This is a genomic window from Anaeromyxobacter sp. K, from assembly GCF_000020805.1.
Lineage (GTDB): Bacteria > Myxococcota > Myxococcia > Myxococcales > Anaeromyxobacteraceae > Anaeromyxobacter > Anaeromyxobacter dehalogenans.
The window spans coordinates 4,130,526-4,147,282 of the sequence record NC_011145.1 but is presented as its reverse complement, the minus strand read 5'-3'; the positions used below and the strand labels follow the sequence as shown (position 1 = coordinate 4,147,282).

Annotated in this window: 16 protein-coding genes and 1 other RNA gene; 10 read left to right on the top strand and 7 right to left on the bottom strand. The window is 73.0% G+C overall.

Features of this window, described 5'->3' with window-relative positions:
- Window positions 1–46: 46 nt before the first annotated feature.
- Together ANAEK_RS18550 and recA are read left to right on the top strand one after the other, a co-directional pair.
- Window positions 47–1,549 carry a YifB family Mg chelatase-like AAA ATPase gene (locus ANAEK_RS18550; RefSeq protein WP_232288274.1) on the top strand — a complete coding sequence of 501 codons (1,503 nt, stop codon included), beginning with the start codon at window positions 47–49 and terminating at the stop codon, window positions 1,547–1,549.
- Between the two features lie 58 nt (window positions 1,550–1,607).
- Window positions 1,608–2,639 (top strand): recombinase RecA, encoded by a 1,032-nt coding sequence (gene recA / locus ANAEK_RS18545; RefSeq protein ID WP_012527666.1) that lies wholly within the window; start codon window positions 1,608–1,610, stop codon window positions 2,637–2,639.
- A gap of 135 nt (window positions 2,640–2,774) precedes the next feature.
- Here recA and ANAEK_RS18540 read toward each other — a convergent pair whose 3' ends face one another.
- A complete protein-coding gene (locus ANAEK_RS18540; RefSeq protein WP_012527665.1) occupies window positions 2,775–5,900 on the bottom strand; it encodes a hypothetical protein in 3,126 nt (1,041 codons plus the stop codon).
- Between the two features lie 76 nt (window positions 5,901–5,976).
- The gene (locus ANAEK_RS18535) at window positions 5,977–6,465 is read right to left on the bottom strand and encodes a DUF1285 domain-containing protein (RefSeq protein ID WP_012527664.1); all 489 of its coding nucleotides are present in this window, start codon (window positions 6,463–6,465) and stop codon (window positions 5,977–5,979) included.
- Between the two features lie 89 nt (window positions 6,466–6,554).
- Between ANAEK_RS18535 and ANAEK_RS18530 the strand changes: the two genes are divergently transcribed.
- Window positions 6,555–7,013, top strand: coding sequence for a hypothetical protein (locus tag ANAEK_RS18530; RefSeq protein ID WP_012527663.1), 459 nt, complete (start codon window positions 6,555–6,557; stop codon window positions 7,011–7,013).
- Between the two features lie 12 nt (window positions 7,014–7,025).
- Here ANAEK_RS18530 and ANAEK_RS18525 read toward each other — a convergent pair whose 3' ends face one another.
- From ANAEK_RS18525 to pssA, 3 genes are read right to left on the bottom strand one after another with little or no spacing between them, the layout of a single operon-like run.
- Complete coding sequence (locus ANAEK_RS18525; protein WP_012527662.1) at window positions 7,026–8,252, bottom strand: CinA family nicotinamide mononucleotide deamidase-related protein; 1,227 nt, start codon at window positions 8,250–8,252, stop codon at window positions 7,026–7,028.
- On the bottom strand, window positions 8,252–8,875 hold the full coding sequence (locus tag ANAEK_RS18520; protein ID WP_232288273.1) for a phosphatidylglycerophosphatase A: 624 nt from the start codon (window positions 8,873–8,875) through the stop codon (window positions 8,252–8,254). The genes ANAEK_RS18525 and ANAEK_RS18520 overlap by 1 nt, the downstream gene beginning before the upstream one ends.
- A 3-nt stretch (window positions 8,876–8,878) precedes the next feature.
- On the bottom strand, window positions 8,879–9,733 hold the full coding sequence (pssA, locus tag ANAEK_RS18515; protein WP_012527660.1) for a CDP-diacylglycerol--serine O-phosphatidyltransferase: 855 nt from the start codon (window positions 9,731–9,733) through the stop codon (window positions 8,879–8,881).
- A 481-nt stretch (window positions 9,734–10,214) separates the two neighbouring features.
- On the opposite strand from pssA, the gene nth reads away from it, so the two are divergent.
- From nth to ANAEK_RS18505, 3 genes are all read left to right on the top strand, one after another.
- Window positions 10,215–10,907, top strand: a complete 693-nt coding sequence (gene nth / locus ANAEK_RS18510) for an endonuclease III (RefSeq protein ID WP_012527659.1) — start codon at window positions 10,215–10,217, stop codon at window positions 10,905–10,907.
- Between the two features lie 43 nt (window positions 10,908–10,950).
- Window positions 10,951–11,360, top strand: an RNA gene (gene rnpB / locus ANAEK_RS22710) — RNase P RNA component class A.
- 118 nt (window positions 11,361–11,478) lie between these two features.
- On the top strand, window positions 11,479–12,060 hold the full coding sequence (locus tag ANAEK_RS18505; RefSeq protein WP_012527658.1) for a hypothetical protein: 582 nt from the start codon (window positions 11,479–11,481) through the stop codon (window positions 12,058–12,060).
- On the opposite strand, the gene ANAEK_RS18500 is transcribed toward ANAEK_RS18505, so the two are convergent.
- Entirely contained in the window at window positions 12,057–12,884 is an 828-nt protein-coding gene (locus tag ANAEK_RS18500; RefSeq protein ID WP_012527657.1) for a site-specific integrase, read from the bottom strand. The two genes, ANAEK_RS18505 and ANAEK_RS18500, sit on opposite strands and share 4 nt — an antisense overlap.
- An 89-nt stretch (window positions 12,885–12,973) precedes the next feature.
- Between ANAEK_RS18500 and ANAEK_RS18495 the strand changes: the two genes are divergently transcribed.
- The 3 genes from ANAEK_RS18495 to ANAEK_RS18485 all read left to right on the top strand — a co-directional run bounded on the left by ANAEK_RS18495 (window position 12,974) and on the right by ANAEK_RS18485 (window position 14,412).
- Complete coding sequence (locus ANAEK_RS18495) at window positions 12,974–13,441, top strand: hypothetical protein (RefSeq protein ID WP_232288272.1); 468 nt, start codon at window positions 12,974–12,976, stop codon at window positions 13,439–13,441.
- A gap of 86 nt (window positions 13,442–13,527) precedes the next feature.
- A complete protein-coding gene (locus ANAEK_RS18490; protein WP_012527655.1) occupies window positions 13,528–13,977 on the top strand; it encodes a hypothetical protein in 450 nt (149 codons plus the stop codon).
- A gap of 18 nt (window positions 13,978–13,995) precedes the next feature.
- Window positions 13,996–14,412, top strand: coding sequence for a hypothetical protein (locus ANAEK_RS18485; RefSeq protein ID WP_012527654.1), 417 nt, complete (start codon window positions 13,996–13,998; stop codon window positions 14,410–14,412).
- Between the two features lie 181 nt (window positions 14,413–14,593).
- Here the strand turns inward: ANAEK_RS18485 and ANAEK_RS18480 are convergent, their stop codons facing one another.
- The gene (locus tag ANAEK_RS18480; RefSeq protein ID WP_198137447.1) at window positions 14,594–14,968 is read right to left on the bottom strand and encodes a DUF1428 domain-containing protein; all 375 of its coding nucleotides are present in this window, start codon (window positions 14,966–14,968) and stop codon (window positions 14,594–14,596) included.
- A gap of 639 nt (window positions 14,969–15,607) precedes the next feature.
- Here ANAEK_RS18480 and ANAEK_RS18475 point away from each other — a divergent pair.
- Window positions 15,608–16,579, top strand: coding sequence for an RDD family protein (locus ANAEK_RS18475; RefSeq protein WP_012527652.1), 972 nt, complete (start codon window positions 15,608–15,610; stop codon window positions 16,577–16,579).
- The last annotated feature ends 178 nt before the right edge of the window (window positions 16,580–16,757 follow it).

Genomic DNA, 16,757 nt, shown 5'->3' with positions numbered 1-16,757 from the left:
CGACGCTGGCACGCGGCCTGCTGAACGCGCGTGCATGCTCGTGCGCGTGCGATCCGGGGCGGTGCTCGGCGTGAACGCCGTCCCGGTGGACGTCGAGGTGGACGCGACCGTCGGGATGCCCGGGTTCTACATCGTCGGGCTCGCGGCCGGGCCGGTGCGCGAGGCCGAGGTCCGGGTGCTCGCCGCGATCCGGAACATCGGCGTGAAGCTCCCGTCGAAGCGCGTCACCGTGAACCTCGCCCCGGGAGACCTGCGCAAGGAGGGCACCGGCTTCGACCTGCCCATGGCCATGGGCGTGCTCGCGAGCGCGGGGGAGGTCCCGGCGGAGGCGCTCGAGGGCGTGCACCTGGTGGGCGAGCTGGCGCTGTCCGGGGAGGTGAAGCCGGTGCGCGGGGTCCTGCCGCTCGCGATCGAGGCGCGGCGGGCCGGTGCCCTCGCGCTGCTCGTTCCCGAGGCGAACGTGCTCGAGGCGAGCGTGGTCGAGGGCGTCCGGGTCCTGCCCGCGCGCCACCTGGGCGAGGTGACGGCCTGGGCGCGCGGGGAGACGCCGCTCCTGCGCGGCGTGCCGTCGCCGCCGCCGCCGCCCGCCTCGCCGCTCGACCTCGCGGACGTGAGCGGGCAGGACGCGGCGAAGCGCGCGCTCGAGATCGCCGCCGCCGGCGCGCACAACCTCCTGTTCTTCGGGCCGCCGGGCAGCGGCAAGACCATGCTGGCGCGCCGGTTGCCGGGCGTGCTCCCGCCGCTCGCGTTCGAGGAGGCGCTCGAGGCCACCGTGGTGCACAGCGTGGCCGGGCTGACCCGGTACCGGGGCCTGCTCACCGAGCGGCCCTTCCGCGCGCCCCACCACTCCATCTCCGACGCGGGCCTGGTGGGCGGCAGCACCGTGCCGCGGCCCGGCGAGATCTCGCTCGCGCACCACGGGGTCCTGTTCCTCGACGAGCTGCCCGAGTTCCGGCGCCACGTGCTCGAGTCGATGCGCCAGCCGCTGGAGGACGGGGAGGTCTGCATCGCGCGCGCGGGACGCTCGGTGACCTACCCGTCGCAGGTGATGCTGGTGGCGGCGATGAACCCGTGCCCGTGCGGCCACCACGGCGACCGCTCCCGCGCCTGCCACTGCACCGCGCACGAGCTGCTGAGGTACCGGCGGCGCATCTCCGGCCCGCTGCTCGACCGGATCGACCTGCACGTCGACGTGCCGGCGGTGCCGCCCGCGCTCCTGGCCGGCGGCACCCCGGGGGTGCCGAGCGCCGTGGTCCGCGCGCGCGTGGCGCGGGCGAGGGACCGGCAGGCGGCGCGGGTGGGCCCGCGCACCGCGCCGGTGAACGCGCGGCTGCGCGGCGAGGCGCTGCGCCGGATCTGCGCGCCCGACGCGGCGGGGCGCCGCCTGCTCGACGACGCGGTGGCGCGGCTCGGGCTGTCCGCCCGCGCCCACGACAAGGTGCTGCGGGTGGCGCGCACCATCGCCGACCTGGAGGGCGACGACGCCGTGAAGGCGGCGCACGTGGCCGAGGCGATCCAGTACCGCGCGCTGGACCGCCCGCTCCTGTGACCACGCCGCCCGCGGGCGGCATCAACCCCGCCGACGGCGGGAGAAGCGAGGCAGCGACGTGAGCAAGCTGGCGGAGAGGGCGAAGGCGCTGGGGCAGGCCGTGGCCACCATCGAGAAGGCGTTCGGAAAGGGCAGCATCATGAGGCTGGCGGAGTCGGCGGAGCCGGCGCCGGTCCCGGTGGTGCCGAGCGGCTCCATCGGGCTCGACCTGGCGCTCGGCGTGGGCGGGCTCCCCCGCGGCCGGGTGGTGGAGATCTTCGGGCCGGAGTCGTCGGGCAAGACCACGCTCGCCCTGCACGCCATCGCCGAGGCGCAGAAGGCCGGCGGGGTGGCGGCGTTCATCGACGCCGAGCACGCGCTCGACGTGGGCTACGCCCGGAAGCTGGGCGTGAACCTGGCCGAGCTGCTCGTCTCCCAGCCGGACACCGGGGAGCAGGCGCTGGAGATCGCCGAGCAGCTGGTCCGCTCCGGCGCCTGCGACGTCATCGTGGTGGACTCGGTGGCGGCGCTCGTCCCCAAGGCCGAGATCGAGGGCGAGATGGGCGACGCGCACATGGGCGTGCAGGCTCGGCTCATGAGCCAGGCGCTCCGGAAGCTCACCGGCGTGGTCTCGCGCAACCAGACCCTCGTCGTCTTCATCAACCAGATCCGGATGAAGATCGGCGTCGTGTTCGGGAACCCGGAGACCACCACCGGCGGCCACGCGCTCAAGTTCTACGCCTCGGTGCGCATGGACATCCGGCGCATCGGCCAGGTGAAGGAGGGAGACGCCGTGGTGGGGAGCCGCACGCGGGTGAAGGTGGTGAAGAACAAGGTCGCGCCCCCGTTCCGCGAGGCCGAGTTCGACATCCGCTACGGGGTGGGCGTGGACCGCTTCGGCGAGGCGGTGGACCTCGGCGTCGAGCGCGGGGCGGTGGAGAAGTCCGGCGCGCACTTCTCGATGGACGGCGAGCGGATCGGGCAGGGCCGCGAGCGCGCGGCGGAGTGGCTGCGCGCGAACCCGGCCGCCTTCGAGCGGCTGGTGGAGCGGATCAAGGCCCCGGGGGCATCGACGCCGCTCGCGGTCGTCGCAGCGGAGGCGGCGGGGTAGGCCCGCGGCCGGCGAGGCGCGGCGGGAGGGGCAGCGGCCGGGCGCGATGGCGGGGCGCGATGACGGGGCGCGATGACGGGGCGCGGCGGCGGCTCGGGACGATGCAGGCCCGCGCCGCCCCGCGTTCAGGCCGCGTCACATGAAGAAGTACCGGAGCGTCACGTTCGTCACCCACTTCGTCCCCTCCTGCATCGCCGGGGTCTTGATCCCGCCGATGTCGAAGGGGTGGCCGAAGTGGACGCGCAGGAGCAGCGGGCCGAACAGCACGTTCACGCCCAGCACGCCGGTGAGGGTGCGCGACTCCCAGGCGCCCGGCTCGAGGATGGCGCCGGAGGCGTCCACCCGGTCCTCGAACCGGTTGAACACGCTGCCGAAGTCGAGCGCGGCCACGCCCTCCAGGTAGTCGAAGATGAGCAGGCGGATGAGCGGGTCGAGCGGGAACTGCAGCTCGGCGTTCACGACGTAGTAGTGCTGGCCGATGAGGTAGGCGAGGTCGAAGGGCGAGAAGCCGCGCAGGTTGTCGCCGGAGGTGAGCCACCAGCTCCGCTGCCAGACCTCGCTCTTCCCGCTCGGCGCGAAGGTGGTGCCGCCCGCGAAGCGGAACGAGAAGTTGGAGCGGCCCACGAGCTGCCAGTACTTCTGCGCGTCGAGCCGCGCCGACCCGTGCACCGCGCTCCGCCCCGGCAGGTAGCCGCCGCCCAGCTCGAGCAGCAGCGAGCTGCCGGCGAGCGGGCCGGTGAACGCGTCGTAGCGGATGGTGTCGAAGCCGTAGCGCACCGCCGGGTTGACGGTGAAGTTCACGCCGCCGTTCTGGCGCTCCCAGTCGGCGGTGTCGCGGTAGACGCCGCCCTGGAGCTGGATGCCCTTGCAGACGAGGAACCCGGCGCCGGAGAAGTCGGTGAGGCAGTAGCGCTGCACGCCGCCGACGGTGAGCTCCAGCTCGACGCGGCGGAACCGGTCGAGCGGGTAGCGGAGCGCGCCCACCACGCCGAAGTCGCGCTGGTAGTAGGCGAGGTTGTAGTCGAGCCGGTCGATCTGCTGCTGGACGAAGTGGAACCCGCCCAGCGCCCAGTTCAGGCGCCGCGACCGGTTCTCGTACAGCACCATCGCCTGCGTGTAGTCGAACGAGCCGTAGATCGAGAGATCCACGAACAGCACGTGGTCGCGCAGCAGGTCGGAGAAGAGCACCGCGGCCCGGCCGGCCACGTTGCTGCCGGCGCCGCCGCCGTAGACGAACCCGCCCTCCGGCCGCCAGTTGCGGATGGAGGTGGCGCGGTACGAGGGCACCGAGTCCGGGAAGTCGGCGGACGGGATCTCCAGCACGTCGCCCGCCGGCGGCGCCACCGGCGTGGGCGGCTCCTCCAGCCACGCGACCCGCGGCACCTCCACCATGCGGAACAGGCCGCCGTTGAAGGTGGCGGCGAGGACGCCGCGCGCCTTGGGCGCGACCGCCGGGCTGGTGAGCCCGGTGGTGAAGTCGGTGAGGCGCTGGATGGCGCCGTCCTTGAGCAGGTAGAGGTCGGGCTTGCCGCGCGCGTCCGACGAGAACAGCACCGAGCCGTCCGCCTGCGGGTAGGGGTGCCGGTCGGTGGAGGCTGCGGTGGTGAGCCGGGTGCGCGCGCCGGTGGCCGGGTCGATGCGGAACAGGTTGAGCCGGCCGTGGTCGGTGGCGTCGGACGCGCAGTAGAGGCCGTCGGCGCCCCAGTGCAGGTCCTTCTCGGTGTAGCCGTCGTTCGTGAGCCGGCGGGCCACGCCCCCGGTCACCGGCACCACGTACACGTCCTGCTGGCCGTCCTCGGCAACGCCCACGAAGGCGAGGTGGCTCGCGTCGGCGGAGAAGGTCGGGTCGGCGATGGTGATGAAGCGGCGCCCGTCGGGCGGCCGGACGTCGAGCTTGCGGCGCTTGCCGAGCTGGAAGCGGGCGGTGCGGCCCTCGGTGAACTTGTGCCGGAAGCGCTGGAGGTAGAGCGCGTCGCCGATCCCGTCCTGCGCCGAGAACGCGAGGACGCCGTCGGCGACCGCGCCGACCGAGTAGTCGATGGGGTGGAGCGACTCGAGCCCGGGCTGGCTGTCCGTCGCGACCTCGACCGCGCTGCGCGGGCTGCGCACGTCCATCAGGTAGAGGCTGGCGCGGCCGCGGCGCCGGTCGATGGCGCGGTAGAGCACCAGCGTGCCGTCGTGCGAGGTGGTGAAGTCCTCCGGCTCGCCGGGGAGCTGCCGCACCTCCCGCACCGCCGAGAGGTCCTGCCGGGAGGCGAGGTAGGCCGGGTAGTAGCGCTTCTTCAGCCACGCCCGCCAGCGCGCGTCCACCTGCTCCACCGGCTCGTTCAGCACCCGCCGCACCAGCGCGGAGAAGCCCCGCCCGCCGCCGCCACCGCCCCGCCCGCCGTCGTCGGCGAGCAGGTACGCGCTCTCCAGGAAGCCCTGGATCTTCTCGCGCCCGTACTCCTCGGCGATGAAGGCGACGCGCGCCTGGCCCAGCTTGTAGGTGGGGATGTAGCCGCGGTAGCGGTCGTCCTGGAACGCGAGGATCTCGTACCCGCGCCGCGGATCCGGGTTCCACACCAGGTCGCGCAGGTACAGGTCGGTCTCGACGTCGATTCCACCCTTCGTGTAGTACTCGGCGATGCCCTCGATGAACCAGAGCGGCAGGTACTGGATGGGCGAGCCGATGTCCTCGGCCCCGGCGGCCTCCATCAGCTTCTGGATGGTGAACTGGTGCACCATCTCGTGCGTGGAGACCTCGGTGAACCGGGAGTGATCGCCGAAGTACGGGACCGTCATCTTCAGGTCCTCGGGCGAGGTCACGCCCAGCACCGACTCGGTCACCGCGAACACGTTCTGCGTCTGGAACTCGCGCTGGGTGGCGTAGAGGATGTACGGGATGCGGCGGGTGGGGTTGTAGTGGAACGCGTCCACCAGCCGCGCGTAGGCGCTGCGGATCGCGGGCAGCGCGCGCCGCGCCTGGGCCAGCTCGGTCTCGTAGTAGTAGAGGCGGATGCCGCCCTTGCCGCCGCCCGGGGGCGGGACGTCGAGGTAGTGCCAGTCGAAGCCGTACCAGGCCACCTGGTTCTGGCCGGGGCGCTCCGGGAGGATGTACGTCTGCTCGAGCCCGTCCTCGACGCGGCCCTCGACCTGGCGCGCCTCGATGCGGTCCATGGTCTGGAACGCGTCGGCCAGCGACGGCGCCCGGAGCTGGAACCCCTGGGGCGCGGCCGCGAGCGGGATGGCGAGCGCGCAGAGCGCGACGAGTCTTCTCATTTGCGGAAGGTAACGGTCGGGCCCGCCGCCGGGCGAGCAACCGGAAGGATACCGCGCCGGGCACCGTCCGTGCGGACTACGACACCGTCACCGGCCAGCGCGCGCCATTCACGAAAAGTGCGTAGCCACCCGACCCGGGAGGGTCCTCGCGCAGCATCAGGCCGAGCGACACGTGGCCCGCGCGGGTGAATCGGGCCCGGTGGGCCCCGCCCTTCACCGCGCAGCGCAGCACGCCGTCCGCGCCGAGGGACAGGGTGGCGGGGTCGAGCGGCTCCGCGGTGCCGTCGGAGAGGTGCAGGAGCGGCGGTCCGCCGCGCGGGTCCTCGGTGGCACCGCGCACCGCGTACGGCGCCTCGTCCACCTGCACGTAGGCGCGCTCCCGGCCGATCGCGACCTCGTAGCGCCCGTCGGGCGTCCGCGAGAGCGAGCGCCACAGCACCTCCAGCGTGCGGGCGTGGGTGATGGGCTCGCCGCGGTGCAGGAACCGGCCCTCGGCGTCGATGGAGAGGCCGCTCCGGGAGCGGAGCAGCTCGAGCGCGGCGGGGTCGGGAGGGCCCTCGGACACGCCCGGAGGATAGCGCGCCCCGGCGGCGGGCGCGGGCCGCGCGTGGACGCCGTTGCGCGCCGGCCGGCGCGAGGGTACGAACGGGGCCCGTGAGCGCCCGCACCGAGCCCGTGGTCCGCATCCGCTGCCCTCCCGAGGAAGAGGTCCGCTGCCGCGCCGCGCTGGAGCGCGCCGGGTACGCCGCGGAGCGTTCGCTTACGTGGGTGGTGGTCCGCGACGCGGCGCCGGACGCCGTGAACGAGGCGCTCGCCGCCGGCGGCGCCGGCGTGCGGGTGGCGGTGCGCGAGCGGCTCGGCCAGCTGGTCGGGTGGCTCATCGACCGGCAGGGCAGGCTGGAGGGGCGCGCGGTGAACGTGCAGGCGCTGGTGCGCCGCGTGCTCGAGGACGGCGGGCTCACCGCCCGCTACGCGCCGCGGCCGCTGCCGGAGCTGCTCGAGGCGGCGACGCGCACCTACGAGGCGCTGATGGCGAGCGGCGCCGCGCAGGTCACCTGGGATCGCTTCGTCGAGGCGTTCTGCCTCGAGCCCGGCGCCCCGCCGGCGGCGTGACGCGCCCGCCGCTCAGCGCAGCGCGAGCCGCAGCAGGTTGAGCGCCTCGTAGGCGGCCTGGCGCCGCACGCGGTCGCGGTCGCCCCGGTAGGCGCGCGCCACGGCCTCGGTGCCCGACGGGCCCGCCACCGCGAGGTGCACGGTGCCGACCGGCTTCTCCGGCGTGCCGCCGCTCGGCCCCGCGATGCCGGTGATGCCGACGCCCCAGGCTGCGCCGCCGGTCCGGCGCGCGCCCTCGGCGAGCGCCCGCGCCACCGGCTCCGACACGGCGCCGTGCGCCGCGAGCAGCTCCGCCGGCACGCCCAGCACCCGCTCCTTGGCCGCGTTCGCGTAGGCGACCACCCCGAGGTCGAGCACCGCCGAGGCGCCCGGCACCGCGGTGAGGAGCTCGGCCACCATTCCCCCGGTGCACGACTCGCCCAGCGCCACCCGCTCGCCGCGCGCGGCGAGGCGCGCCACCACCAGCTCCGGCAGCTCGTCCTTGCCCTCGCCGAACACCTGCTCGCCGAAGATCCCGAGCACCCGCTCGCGGATGCGCGCGGCGCGGGCGGCCGCGCCGGGACCGGGCACGGTCCACTTCACGTGGGTCTCGGGCCAGTGGGCGCGGTAGCCGAAGCGGACGCCGGCGTTGGCGGGGTCGTCCATCACCGGGCGCATGGCGTGGTCGGCGTGCGACTCCGGCACGGCGAACAGCTTCACCAGCCCCGCCGCGGGCACCTCGCCCAGCCGGGCGCCGACGTGCGGCAGCACCCACTCCTCGCACAGCCCCCGGTACTCCACCGGCACGCCGGGCAGGCACACCACCCGCCCGCGCCCCACCGGCACCGTGAACCCCGGCGCGCTGCCCCAGCGGTTCGGGATCACCTCCGCGCCGCGCGGGAACCAGGCCTGCTTCTCGTTGTTCGGCGTGAGCGCGCGCCCGAACTTGCGGAAGCGCTCGCGCAGCACCTCGATCGACGGCTCGTGGCGCTCCAGCGGCACGCCCAGCACCGCCGCGACGCACTCCGAGGTGAGGTCGTCCTCGGTCGGGCCCATCCCGCCGCTCATGACGACGAGGTCGGCGCGCGCGGTGGTCTCGAGGATGGAGGCGCGCAGGTCGTCGCGGTCGTCGGCCACCAGCGTCTTGCGGCGCACCATGAGGCCGAGGTCCCACAGCCGGTCCATCAGCCACGGGGAGTTCGTGTCCACCACCTGGCCGGTGAGCAGCTCGTCGCCGGTCGCGAGGATCTCCACCTGCATCACGACCCCACCTCCACGCACCACCAGTGGAACACGGTCCCGCAGCCGGCGAGGAGCCGGAGCGCGAGCTGCACGAACTGCAGCGCGCACCAGGCGAACACCCCGGCCGCCACGTCGTCCATCACCACGCCGAAGCCGTTCTTCACGCGGTCGAACGCGGACGCCGGCCAGGGCTTCAGCACGTCGAAGATCCGGAACAGCACGAAGCCGGCGATCGCCGCGGGCCAGGAGAACGGGACGAGCGCCATGGTCACGAGGTACCCGGCCACCTCGTCCACCACGATGGGCGAGGCGTCGGCCACTCCCCAGTAACGGCCGGCGCGCTGGGCCGCCACCATGGCGAGCGCGGTGAGCGCCGCGGTGACGGCGAGGTACGCGGGCCAGGTGAGCCAGGTGAGCGCCCAGTAGAGCGGGATGGCGCCGAGCGTGCCGAACGTGCCGGGCGCGACCGGCGCGTAGCCGCAGGGGCCCCACGCGGCGAACAGCACCGCCGGGCCGGGCGGGCCCTTCGGGCTCGGGCCGCGCTTCAGGCCGCGGCGGCGGAGGCGGGAGAGGAGGCCGGGGGAGGACGCGCCCGGCGCGGGCATGGCCGGGCCGGGCGCGGGCGAGGGCGGCGTGGTCACGCGCTAGATGTACTCGTCCTGCTCCGCCTTGTCCCCGTCCACGTCCTCGGGGCCCGGCTCGAGCGCCTCGTCGGCGTCGAGCTCGGCGCGCACGTCCGGCGGCAGCCGGCTGCGATCCAGCGTGCGGGCCTTCTCGAACAGCGACTCGGCGAGGCCCATGGCGATGTACGCGCCCATGTAGACCACGAGCGCGAAGGACGCGCGGGTCGCGTACGCCACCGCCAGCCCCACCGCGCTCGCCAGCACGAACGCGGACAGGCTCCGGGCGGACAGGTGCACGTCCTTGAAGGTGCGGTAGCGGACCGTCGAGACCATCAGGAACGAGAGCAGGGCGACCACCACCAGGACCGGCACGCGGGTGGCCGGGTTGGTGGCCGCGCCGAACTCCTTGTAGTGCGCGATGACGAGCGCCGTGATGGTGCCGGCGGCGAGCGGGATGGGGAGCCCGACGAAGAAGGCGGACGAGCCCTTGTCGCCGCGCTGCGCGAGCACGTTGAAGCGCGCCAGGCGCAGCGCGCCGCAGGCGGCGAAGGCGAAGGAGAAGAACAGGCCGATGAAGCCCAGCGGGGCGAGCGCCCACTTGTAGACGAGCAGCGCCGGGGCGGCGCCGAAGGAGATGACGTCCGCCAGGCTGTCGAGCTGGACCCCGAAGTCGGACTGGGTCTTCGTCATGCGCGCGACGCGGCCGTCGAACGCGTCGAAGAACATGGCGAAGAAGATGGCCAGGGCCGCCTGGTAGAGCTGGGCGGGGGTGGCGTCGCCGGCGGACAGCGTGAGCGCGTAGAAGCCCAGGAAGATCGAGCTGACCGTGAACAGGTTCGGCAGCACGAACATCGCCTTGCGCAGGTTGATCTGCATGAAGCGCGATCCTCCAATGGCGCGCGACGAGGGCCTTTCCCTGGAGCGGCGTGCCGAGCGACGGCCCGCCCCCCGCGGGACCCGATGCGAGCGCAGAGGCTGGCACGGGCGGCCCGATTTGTCGAGTGAGGACGGGACACGGCGCCGCCGGCGGGCCCGGTGGAGGAGGGGCGGGGATCCTCTCGGCGTTCCCTGCATCTCCCTGCACGCACGCACACCTCCCGGGGCCCCGGGGGACCGGTCGGCGGCAGCCAGGCCGGGCCGGGCGCGGGGCGCCCGCGCGTGCACTGTATGTGACGGCCGGCCCGGGGCTTTGACCGCGCGCCGCTCCCGGCGCACCATCTCGCCATCGCCTCGCCGCATCCGGCGCCGCCTTCCGCGGGGGAGGGTGTGGGAAGGGCGCCCTGGCCGCCGCGCCGGGGCGCCTTCTTTCTTCCGGCGTCCCGCCGGCGCGGCCGCCGGTGCTAGCATCCGCGCCCGCATGCCGCCCCGCTCCCGGCTCCGCGCACGGCCCCGCGCGCCCACCGCGCAGGCTCGCGCCCGTGCCGCCGAGATCGTGGACCGCCTCGACGCGGAGATGCCCGAGGCGCGCATCGCGCTCGCGTTCGAGGACGACCTCCAGCTCCTCGTGTCGGTGATCCTGTCCGCGCAGAGCACCGACGCCGGCGTGAACAAGGTGACGCCCGCGCTGTTCGCGCGCTTCCCGGACGCCGCGGCCTACGCCGGCGCGCAGCCGGAGGAGCTCTGGCCGTACATCCGGTCGCTCGGGCTGTTCCGGAACAAGGCGAAGGCGATCGTGGCCGCCATGGGCGCGATCGCGCGCGAGCACGGCGGCCGCGTGCCCCGGACGCGCGAGGCGCTCGAGGCGCTGCCCGGGGTCGGGCGGAAGACCGCCGGCGTGGTGCTCGTGCACCTCGGCGCGGCGGAGGCGTTCCCGGTGGACACGCACGTCGGCCGCGTCTCGCGCCGGCTCGGCCTCACCCGCGAGCAGGATCCCGACCGCGTGGAGCGGGACCTCATGGCGCTCCTGCCCGAGTCGCGCTGGGGCCGCGGCCACCAGCTGTTCGTGTGGCACGGGCGGCGGACCTGCGCCGCGCGCGCGCCGGCGTGCTCCCGCTGCGTGGTGGCCGACCTCTGCCCGAAGCGCGGGGTCCCGGCCGCCCTGCGCCGGTAGGCCCATTGCCGGCCCGCCGCCCGCGTGTTACATCCGCCTCGCCGGAGCCGCCCGGGCGAACGCGTCGGTCCTGCAGGGAAGGGGGCCGCCGAGGAAAGTCCGGGCACCACAGGGCAGCGTGCCGGCCAACGGCCGGTCGGGGCGACCCGCAGGAAAGTGCCACAGAGAACAGACCGCCGAACGGCGCCGGGCGACCGGCGTGCGTGGCAAGGGTGAAACGGTGCGGTAAGAGCGCACCGCGCGCCGGGTGACCGGCGCGGCACGGCAAACCCCACGCGGTGCAAGAGCGAATAGGGAGGCGTCCCACCCGCGCGAGCGGGAGGGCAAGACCGGCCCGGTCCAGGCCTCCGGGTATGCTCGCTGGAGACGCGCGGCAACGCGCGTCCGAGATGAATGTTCGTCGCCGCGGGGTTTCCCGCGGAACAGAACCCGGCTTACAGGGCGGCTCCGGTCTTTCATCTTCTGCATCAGCTACTTGGACCCCGCCGAGGGTGGGGTCCTGCCCAAACCCTGCCCAAGCGGACGCGAGAGGCCGGAGCCCGGGGCGTGCGCGTAGTACTGTGAGCGAACCGTGGCGAAGGGGAAGTTCAAGAAGCGGATGAGCTCGCCGGTGACGACGACCGGCGTCCCGGTCGCCGTCCTCGTCGTGTTCATCTTGTTCTTCGGCGTGCCGGCGGCGGCCTTGGCCCGAGGCGGCCATCCGCTGCTTGCGGCGGTCGTGGGGTTCCCTCTGGCGGCAGCCGCCGCCTTCTGGACCTTCGGGCGCATCCTGCTGGTGCTGGCGGCGTTCCGTCTTCATCGGCGTGGCGTCGCCGGTGTCTTGGTCTACTCGAACTCGCCGACGTGGCAGGCGCACATCGAGCGCGAGTGGCTGCCCCTGGTCGGCGGGGCCGTCGTGACGCTGAACTGGTCGGAGCGGGCGACCTGGAGGGACACACTCCCGGTCATGTTGTGGCGACACTTCTGCGCGAACTACCGTGGGAGCGTTGGGGTCTTCCGCAACATCAACCCCGCAGTGATTGTCCTGCGCGGCCTGCGTCAGCCGCTGGTCTTCAGGTTCTACGGGCCCTTCGAGCTGGCGAAACACGGGGACACCGAGAACCTGAAGACGCTTGAGCGCGAGATGCTAGAGGCCGTCGGAGCAGCGACCTAGCCTTTCCGCAGACGAGAAGGGCTCGGCGTCGCCAGCGGGACGGGCTTCTCGTCGCCCCCCGCCAGGTTGAGGTCGAGGACGGCCAGGTCCTTCGCCGAGAAGAGGTCCGGCCGCAGGTGGGCGTACCTCTCGGTCATCACGACCGAGTAATGACCGAGGATCTCCTTCAGCTTCTCGATGGAGCCGCCGGAGAGCGCCCACTGCGACGCGAAGGTGTGGCGGGTGGCCTCGTACCAGCCGAGGCCCGGCCTGGCGAGCCCGAGGGCGTTCAGCACCGGGCGCAGGAAGTTGCCCGGCGTGGCCTTGTCGATCTTCCGGCCGTCGCTGCGGAGCGGCGGGATGACGAGCCCCTCGGCGCCGGACTTGAGCTTCCACTCGGCCAGGATCGGCAGCAGCGGGTCGAGGATGGGCACCACGCGCGAATCCTTGTCCTTGAGCGGCCCCTTCACCGACTCGCGGACGTGGATGCGCCGTGCAGTGAGGTCGACGTGGAGCCACTTGAGGGCGAAGATCTCGCCGGTGCGGAGGCCGGCGAGCACGCCGATGGCGTAGGCGATGCTCAAGGGCGGGGGGAGCAGCAGGAAGATGCGCCGGATGTCGCCGACCCGCTCGATGAACGGCGTGGTGCGGGGATCGTGCGTCGGCTTCATCAGCCGCCGGGTCGAGCGTGGCAGGCCATGGCACGGGTTCGCCGTGGCGACCTTGTCCTCGACCAGGCCGACGTAGAGCGCCGAGAGCAGCGCCACCAGGATGCGGATGGTGGCCGGGTTGAGCCCCTCGGCGAGCTTCGCCTCGATGAAGCGCCGGATGAGGGCGCCGTCCACCTCGTGCGGGCGCCTGTTGCCGAACCACGGCCGCAGGGGCTTCTTCCACCGCCCTCGTCGATGCCAAGATGCTGAGGATGCGGATGGCGGTGAACACCTTCCTCAACGCTGTGTCCTCACCGCAGCTCGGGGACCGCATCCATCAGTTCGTCCGCGTGGTCGACGGGCTCACGCGCGTGATCTGGGGCGGGAGGACGAAGTTTAAGGAGAGGTGCAAGACGTTCGTCCCCTCGGAGCAGGCCGATGCCTGCTGGGAGATGTACGTCATCCGCTGCAACGTCGAGCATTTCCAGGACCCCTCGCAGGACCTGCCGGCTCTGCCGCGCCGGGACGACATGCTTCGCGGCTACCGTCGAGCTCATGAGGCCGAAGCTCTTGCGCGCGACTGCATGGCCCACCTGCTGCTCAACGAACCGTTGTGGCAGCACTTCGCCGACGACCAGATCAACGCCTTCTGGGCGAGGCCGGAGGAGGAGCGCGCCGCGATCTGGGGCAAGAAGTTCGACCTCGCGGTGGCCGTGTCGGAGTTCCGGCCGGACCACATCCCCGACGAGTAGCCCATCATCACGAACCGCTCGCGGCCCGCGTGCAGGCCATCGGGGCGATCTTCTTCTGTTAGTGTGAGGCGTAAGGGGGAAGGACGATGGCGCCCAAGGTCACCAGGCGGACGATCCTCGTCGGCGTGAGCGCGGTGGTGCTCCTGGCCGTGGCGTTCGGGGCGGGAGCGTGGGTCGGCGCCGACATGATCGGCAACTTCCACGGCTACCAGGTGCTGCCGCGTGCGAGCGCGAACGCGAACCTGCTCCACCGGAAGCTGCTGCTGCTCGACAAGGACGACTCGAAGGGGCTCCGCGAGGAGATCAACATGGAGCTCGACGGCGAGCTGCTCGGCATGTGCATGCTTGCGAAGGAGCGGTCGGGGAGCTCCAGCGACGCCGTCGCGGCCGCGAGGACGGTCCTCCAGCGCATCGCGAAGTATCGCAACGAGCGGCCGCCTTCGTACCCGACCGCCTACTCCTCCCAGGTGCCCGCCGACGCGCAGAAGGCGATCCAGGCCTGCCTCGACGCGGCTAGGGTAGCCCCTGGGCCGTAGACTGTTACAAGGGGCACGATGATGGGCATGGACCCCGCAGAGAAGGCGACGAAGTTCGCGCAGGCCGTCAGCGAGGGGCTGAACTGCCTAGGAGTGTTCCTGTGCGGCCCCGCCCTGCGGAAGCTCAGGGATCAGGTTCCCGAACTGCTGCGCCGGTGGGAAACGGAGTACGCGCCAGTCTTGCGGCAGATCGACCTGCCGGCGGCCAACGGCGACCCGTCGGCATTCTCCGCGAGCATCGCCAAGATCTGCTCCCTGATCGCCGCCGGCGTTGATCTCGACGCGCCCGACCAGCTCGCGGCACTTCGTGCGGCCGTCCGAGACTTGCTCGCCGCCATGCGGTTCCCGATCCCGCCAGTGCCCCCAGCGGAAGCCGCCGTGTGCGAGCTTCACGGCGCCGCCTGTCCTGTGCTTGAGGGTGGGGTGGGCGGCTAAGGGGCCTGCCCAAACCCTGCCCAACCGCCGGCCGGAGCCGCCCTCACGGCGATCCCGGGAGAGGTCATGCCGCGCGCCAGGCGCCCGGGATGACAGCGCGTGACCACGCCGTGCGGTCAGGGGTGGCCACGCTGGGCGACCCCGGCTTACAGGGCGGCTCCGGTCTTTCGTCTTCTGCGCGTCACCACCCCACGAGCACTTCGAACCCGGCCATGGCCATGCGCTTCACGTCGAAGGGCATCGTGGTCACGCCGGCCATGCGCGGGTCCTTCATCACCTTGGCGTTCACCCGGTCGCGGTGGGCGCGCGACCTGTAGAGGATGAAGGAGAACACCACCGTCTCTCCGGCCTTCAGGCCCGCCATCTTCTTGAAGCCCTGGCCGAAGCCCTTCAGGTCGTCGGCGATGCACTCCTGGTAGCCCAGCGCGCCGTGGTCCTTCCAGACCCTGGCGCCGAGCTTCGCCATGGCGAGATAGGCCTTCACCTGCTTCTTCGGGATGGGGATGACGAAGCCGTCCACGTAGCCGGGCATGAGCACCTCCTCGTCGCCCGTCACGCCGGTCCGGTCCGCGTCGGTGCGCCGAACGAAGAGCGTAGTCCGGCGCTCCTTCGGTGGCCCTGTCCCAGGGCGGTACGACTTCCTGCTGGGCATCCCTGCGGCGTTCACCGCGAAACGCCGCGGCATCGCGAGGGCACCGTGGTGGTCCTCGAGCGCGCGCTTTCGTGCGCCGACCGGCGCCGTCCGACGGCTTCCGATGACGTGCGTTCGTGCCCGGCGCTTGCTTACAGGGCGGCTCCGGTCTTTCTCATGGCGTGACGGATGCCTGACGGCGTTCACCATCCCAGGACGGACCACCACCAGTAATAGGCCAGCCCGACGGCTGCGAGCAGGGTCCCGCCGGTTGCCGCCCTTCGTGTCCCACGGCCGGTCACGACCGCGTGTACTCTCAGCAAAGCTCCAACGAGCATCACGACCGCACGTACGTACCGGGAGGACGCGTTTCCGAGGGCGCGGTTCGCGTCTTCGCGATGGTAAGGGATTTGCTCCGGGTGCGCGATGGCGACGCAGGGTTCGCACGGCCCTGCGGCGCCGCCGAACCGGCTTGACCCGGACGATGCGTGATGCGACCGTCTCGACGCGGGAGTCCGCGGGGTCGTGGGACACCCGCTCACGCGTGTACGCGCGGGGGGATGCATGGAACCGACTGCGGAGCCCGTTCTCGAGACGCAGCCCGTCGCGGCACGGTTCGCGGGCCTCTGGCGGCGGCTCGGCGCATGGCTGGTGGACACGCTCGTCCTCGCCGCGATCGGCTTCCCGCTGGGCCTGCTGCTCGGGGAGCGGTTCGCGCCCGTCGGGACGCCGGCTCGGCTCATCGGGCTGCTCGTCGCCGTTCCGTACCTCGGGATCCTGGGGAGCGAGATCGGCAACGGGCAGACGCTCGGGAAGCGGCTGCTGCGGCTCCGGGTGGTGGACACCGACGGCCGGTGCCTGCCGGCGTCGCGAGCGTTCGTCCGCGCCGTCCTGCTCTCGCTGCCCGGCATGATCAACGGCGTCACGTTCCGCCTGGCGGGACCGGTGGCGGTCGCCGCGGCGTGGGTCGCGGGCGTCCTCGTCCTGGGCCTGGGCGGCGCGACCCTCGGGACCGTCCTCCTGAATCGTCCGACGCGACAGGGCCTGCACGATCTCCTCGTCGGGAGCTACGTCGTGGAGGCGGGTAGCGTCGACCTGCCCGTCCCCGCGCGGAGCACCCGCCGGCCGAAGATCGCGAGCGCGGTGTGGATCGGGCTCGTGGCAGCAGGGGCCAGCGCGATGGTGGTCTGGGGTCCCGGCCTGACGGCGAACGAGCTCCCTCCCGCCCTGTTCCAGCGGGTCGGGTCGATCCCGGGCGTGAACTCCTTGCAGGTCAAGACCGTCACGACCTGGAGGAAGGGAGGCACGTCGAGGGTCGTCTCCGGCGTCGTCTGCTACGGGGGGCGATCCGAGGACGTCCCCGAGGCGGCGAGAAAGGTCGCGGCCGCGATGATGGAACACCACCCCGACGCCGCGAGCGCACCGACCGTTGGCGTCACCGTCGTGCGTGGCTGGGACGTGGGGGTCGCACGGCTCACCCACGCCGCCAACTTCGTTCAGACGCCGGAGCAATGGCGTGCCGAGCCGGGACCGTAGGCGCGCATTGCCGGCATCGGCGCCATGCGGCCAGCTCCGCGCATGAGCCGGCGCGAACCGGTCGGACGCGCCCGACCGGGGCAGGGAAGATCCCCGCCCCGCGAGCACGGCTCGCCACGCGATGGACGATCGTGACGCACCGTCCTACTCTCGTCGCGGCCGGACGGCGCGGGGACGC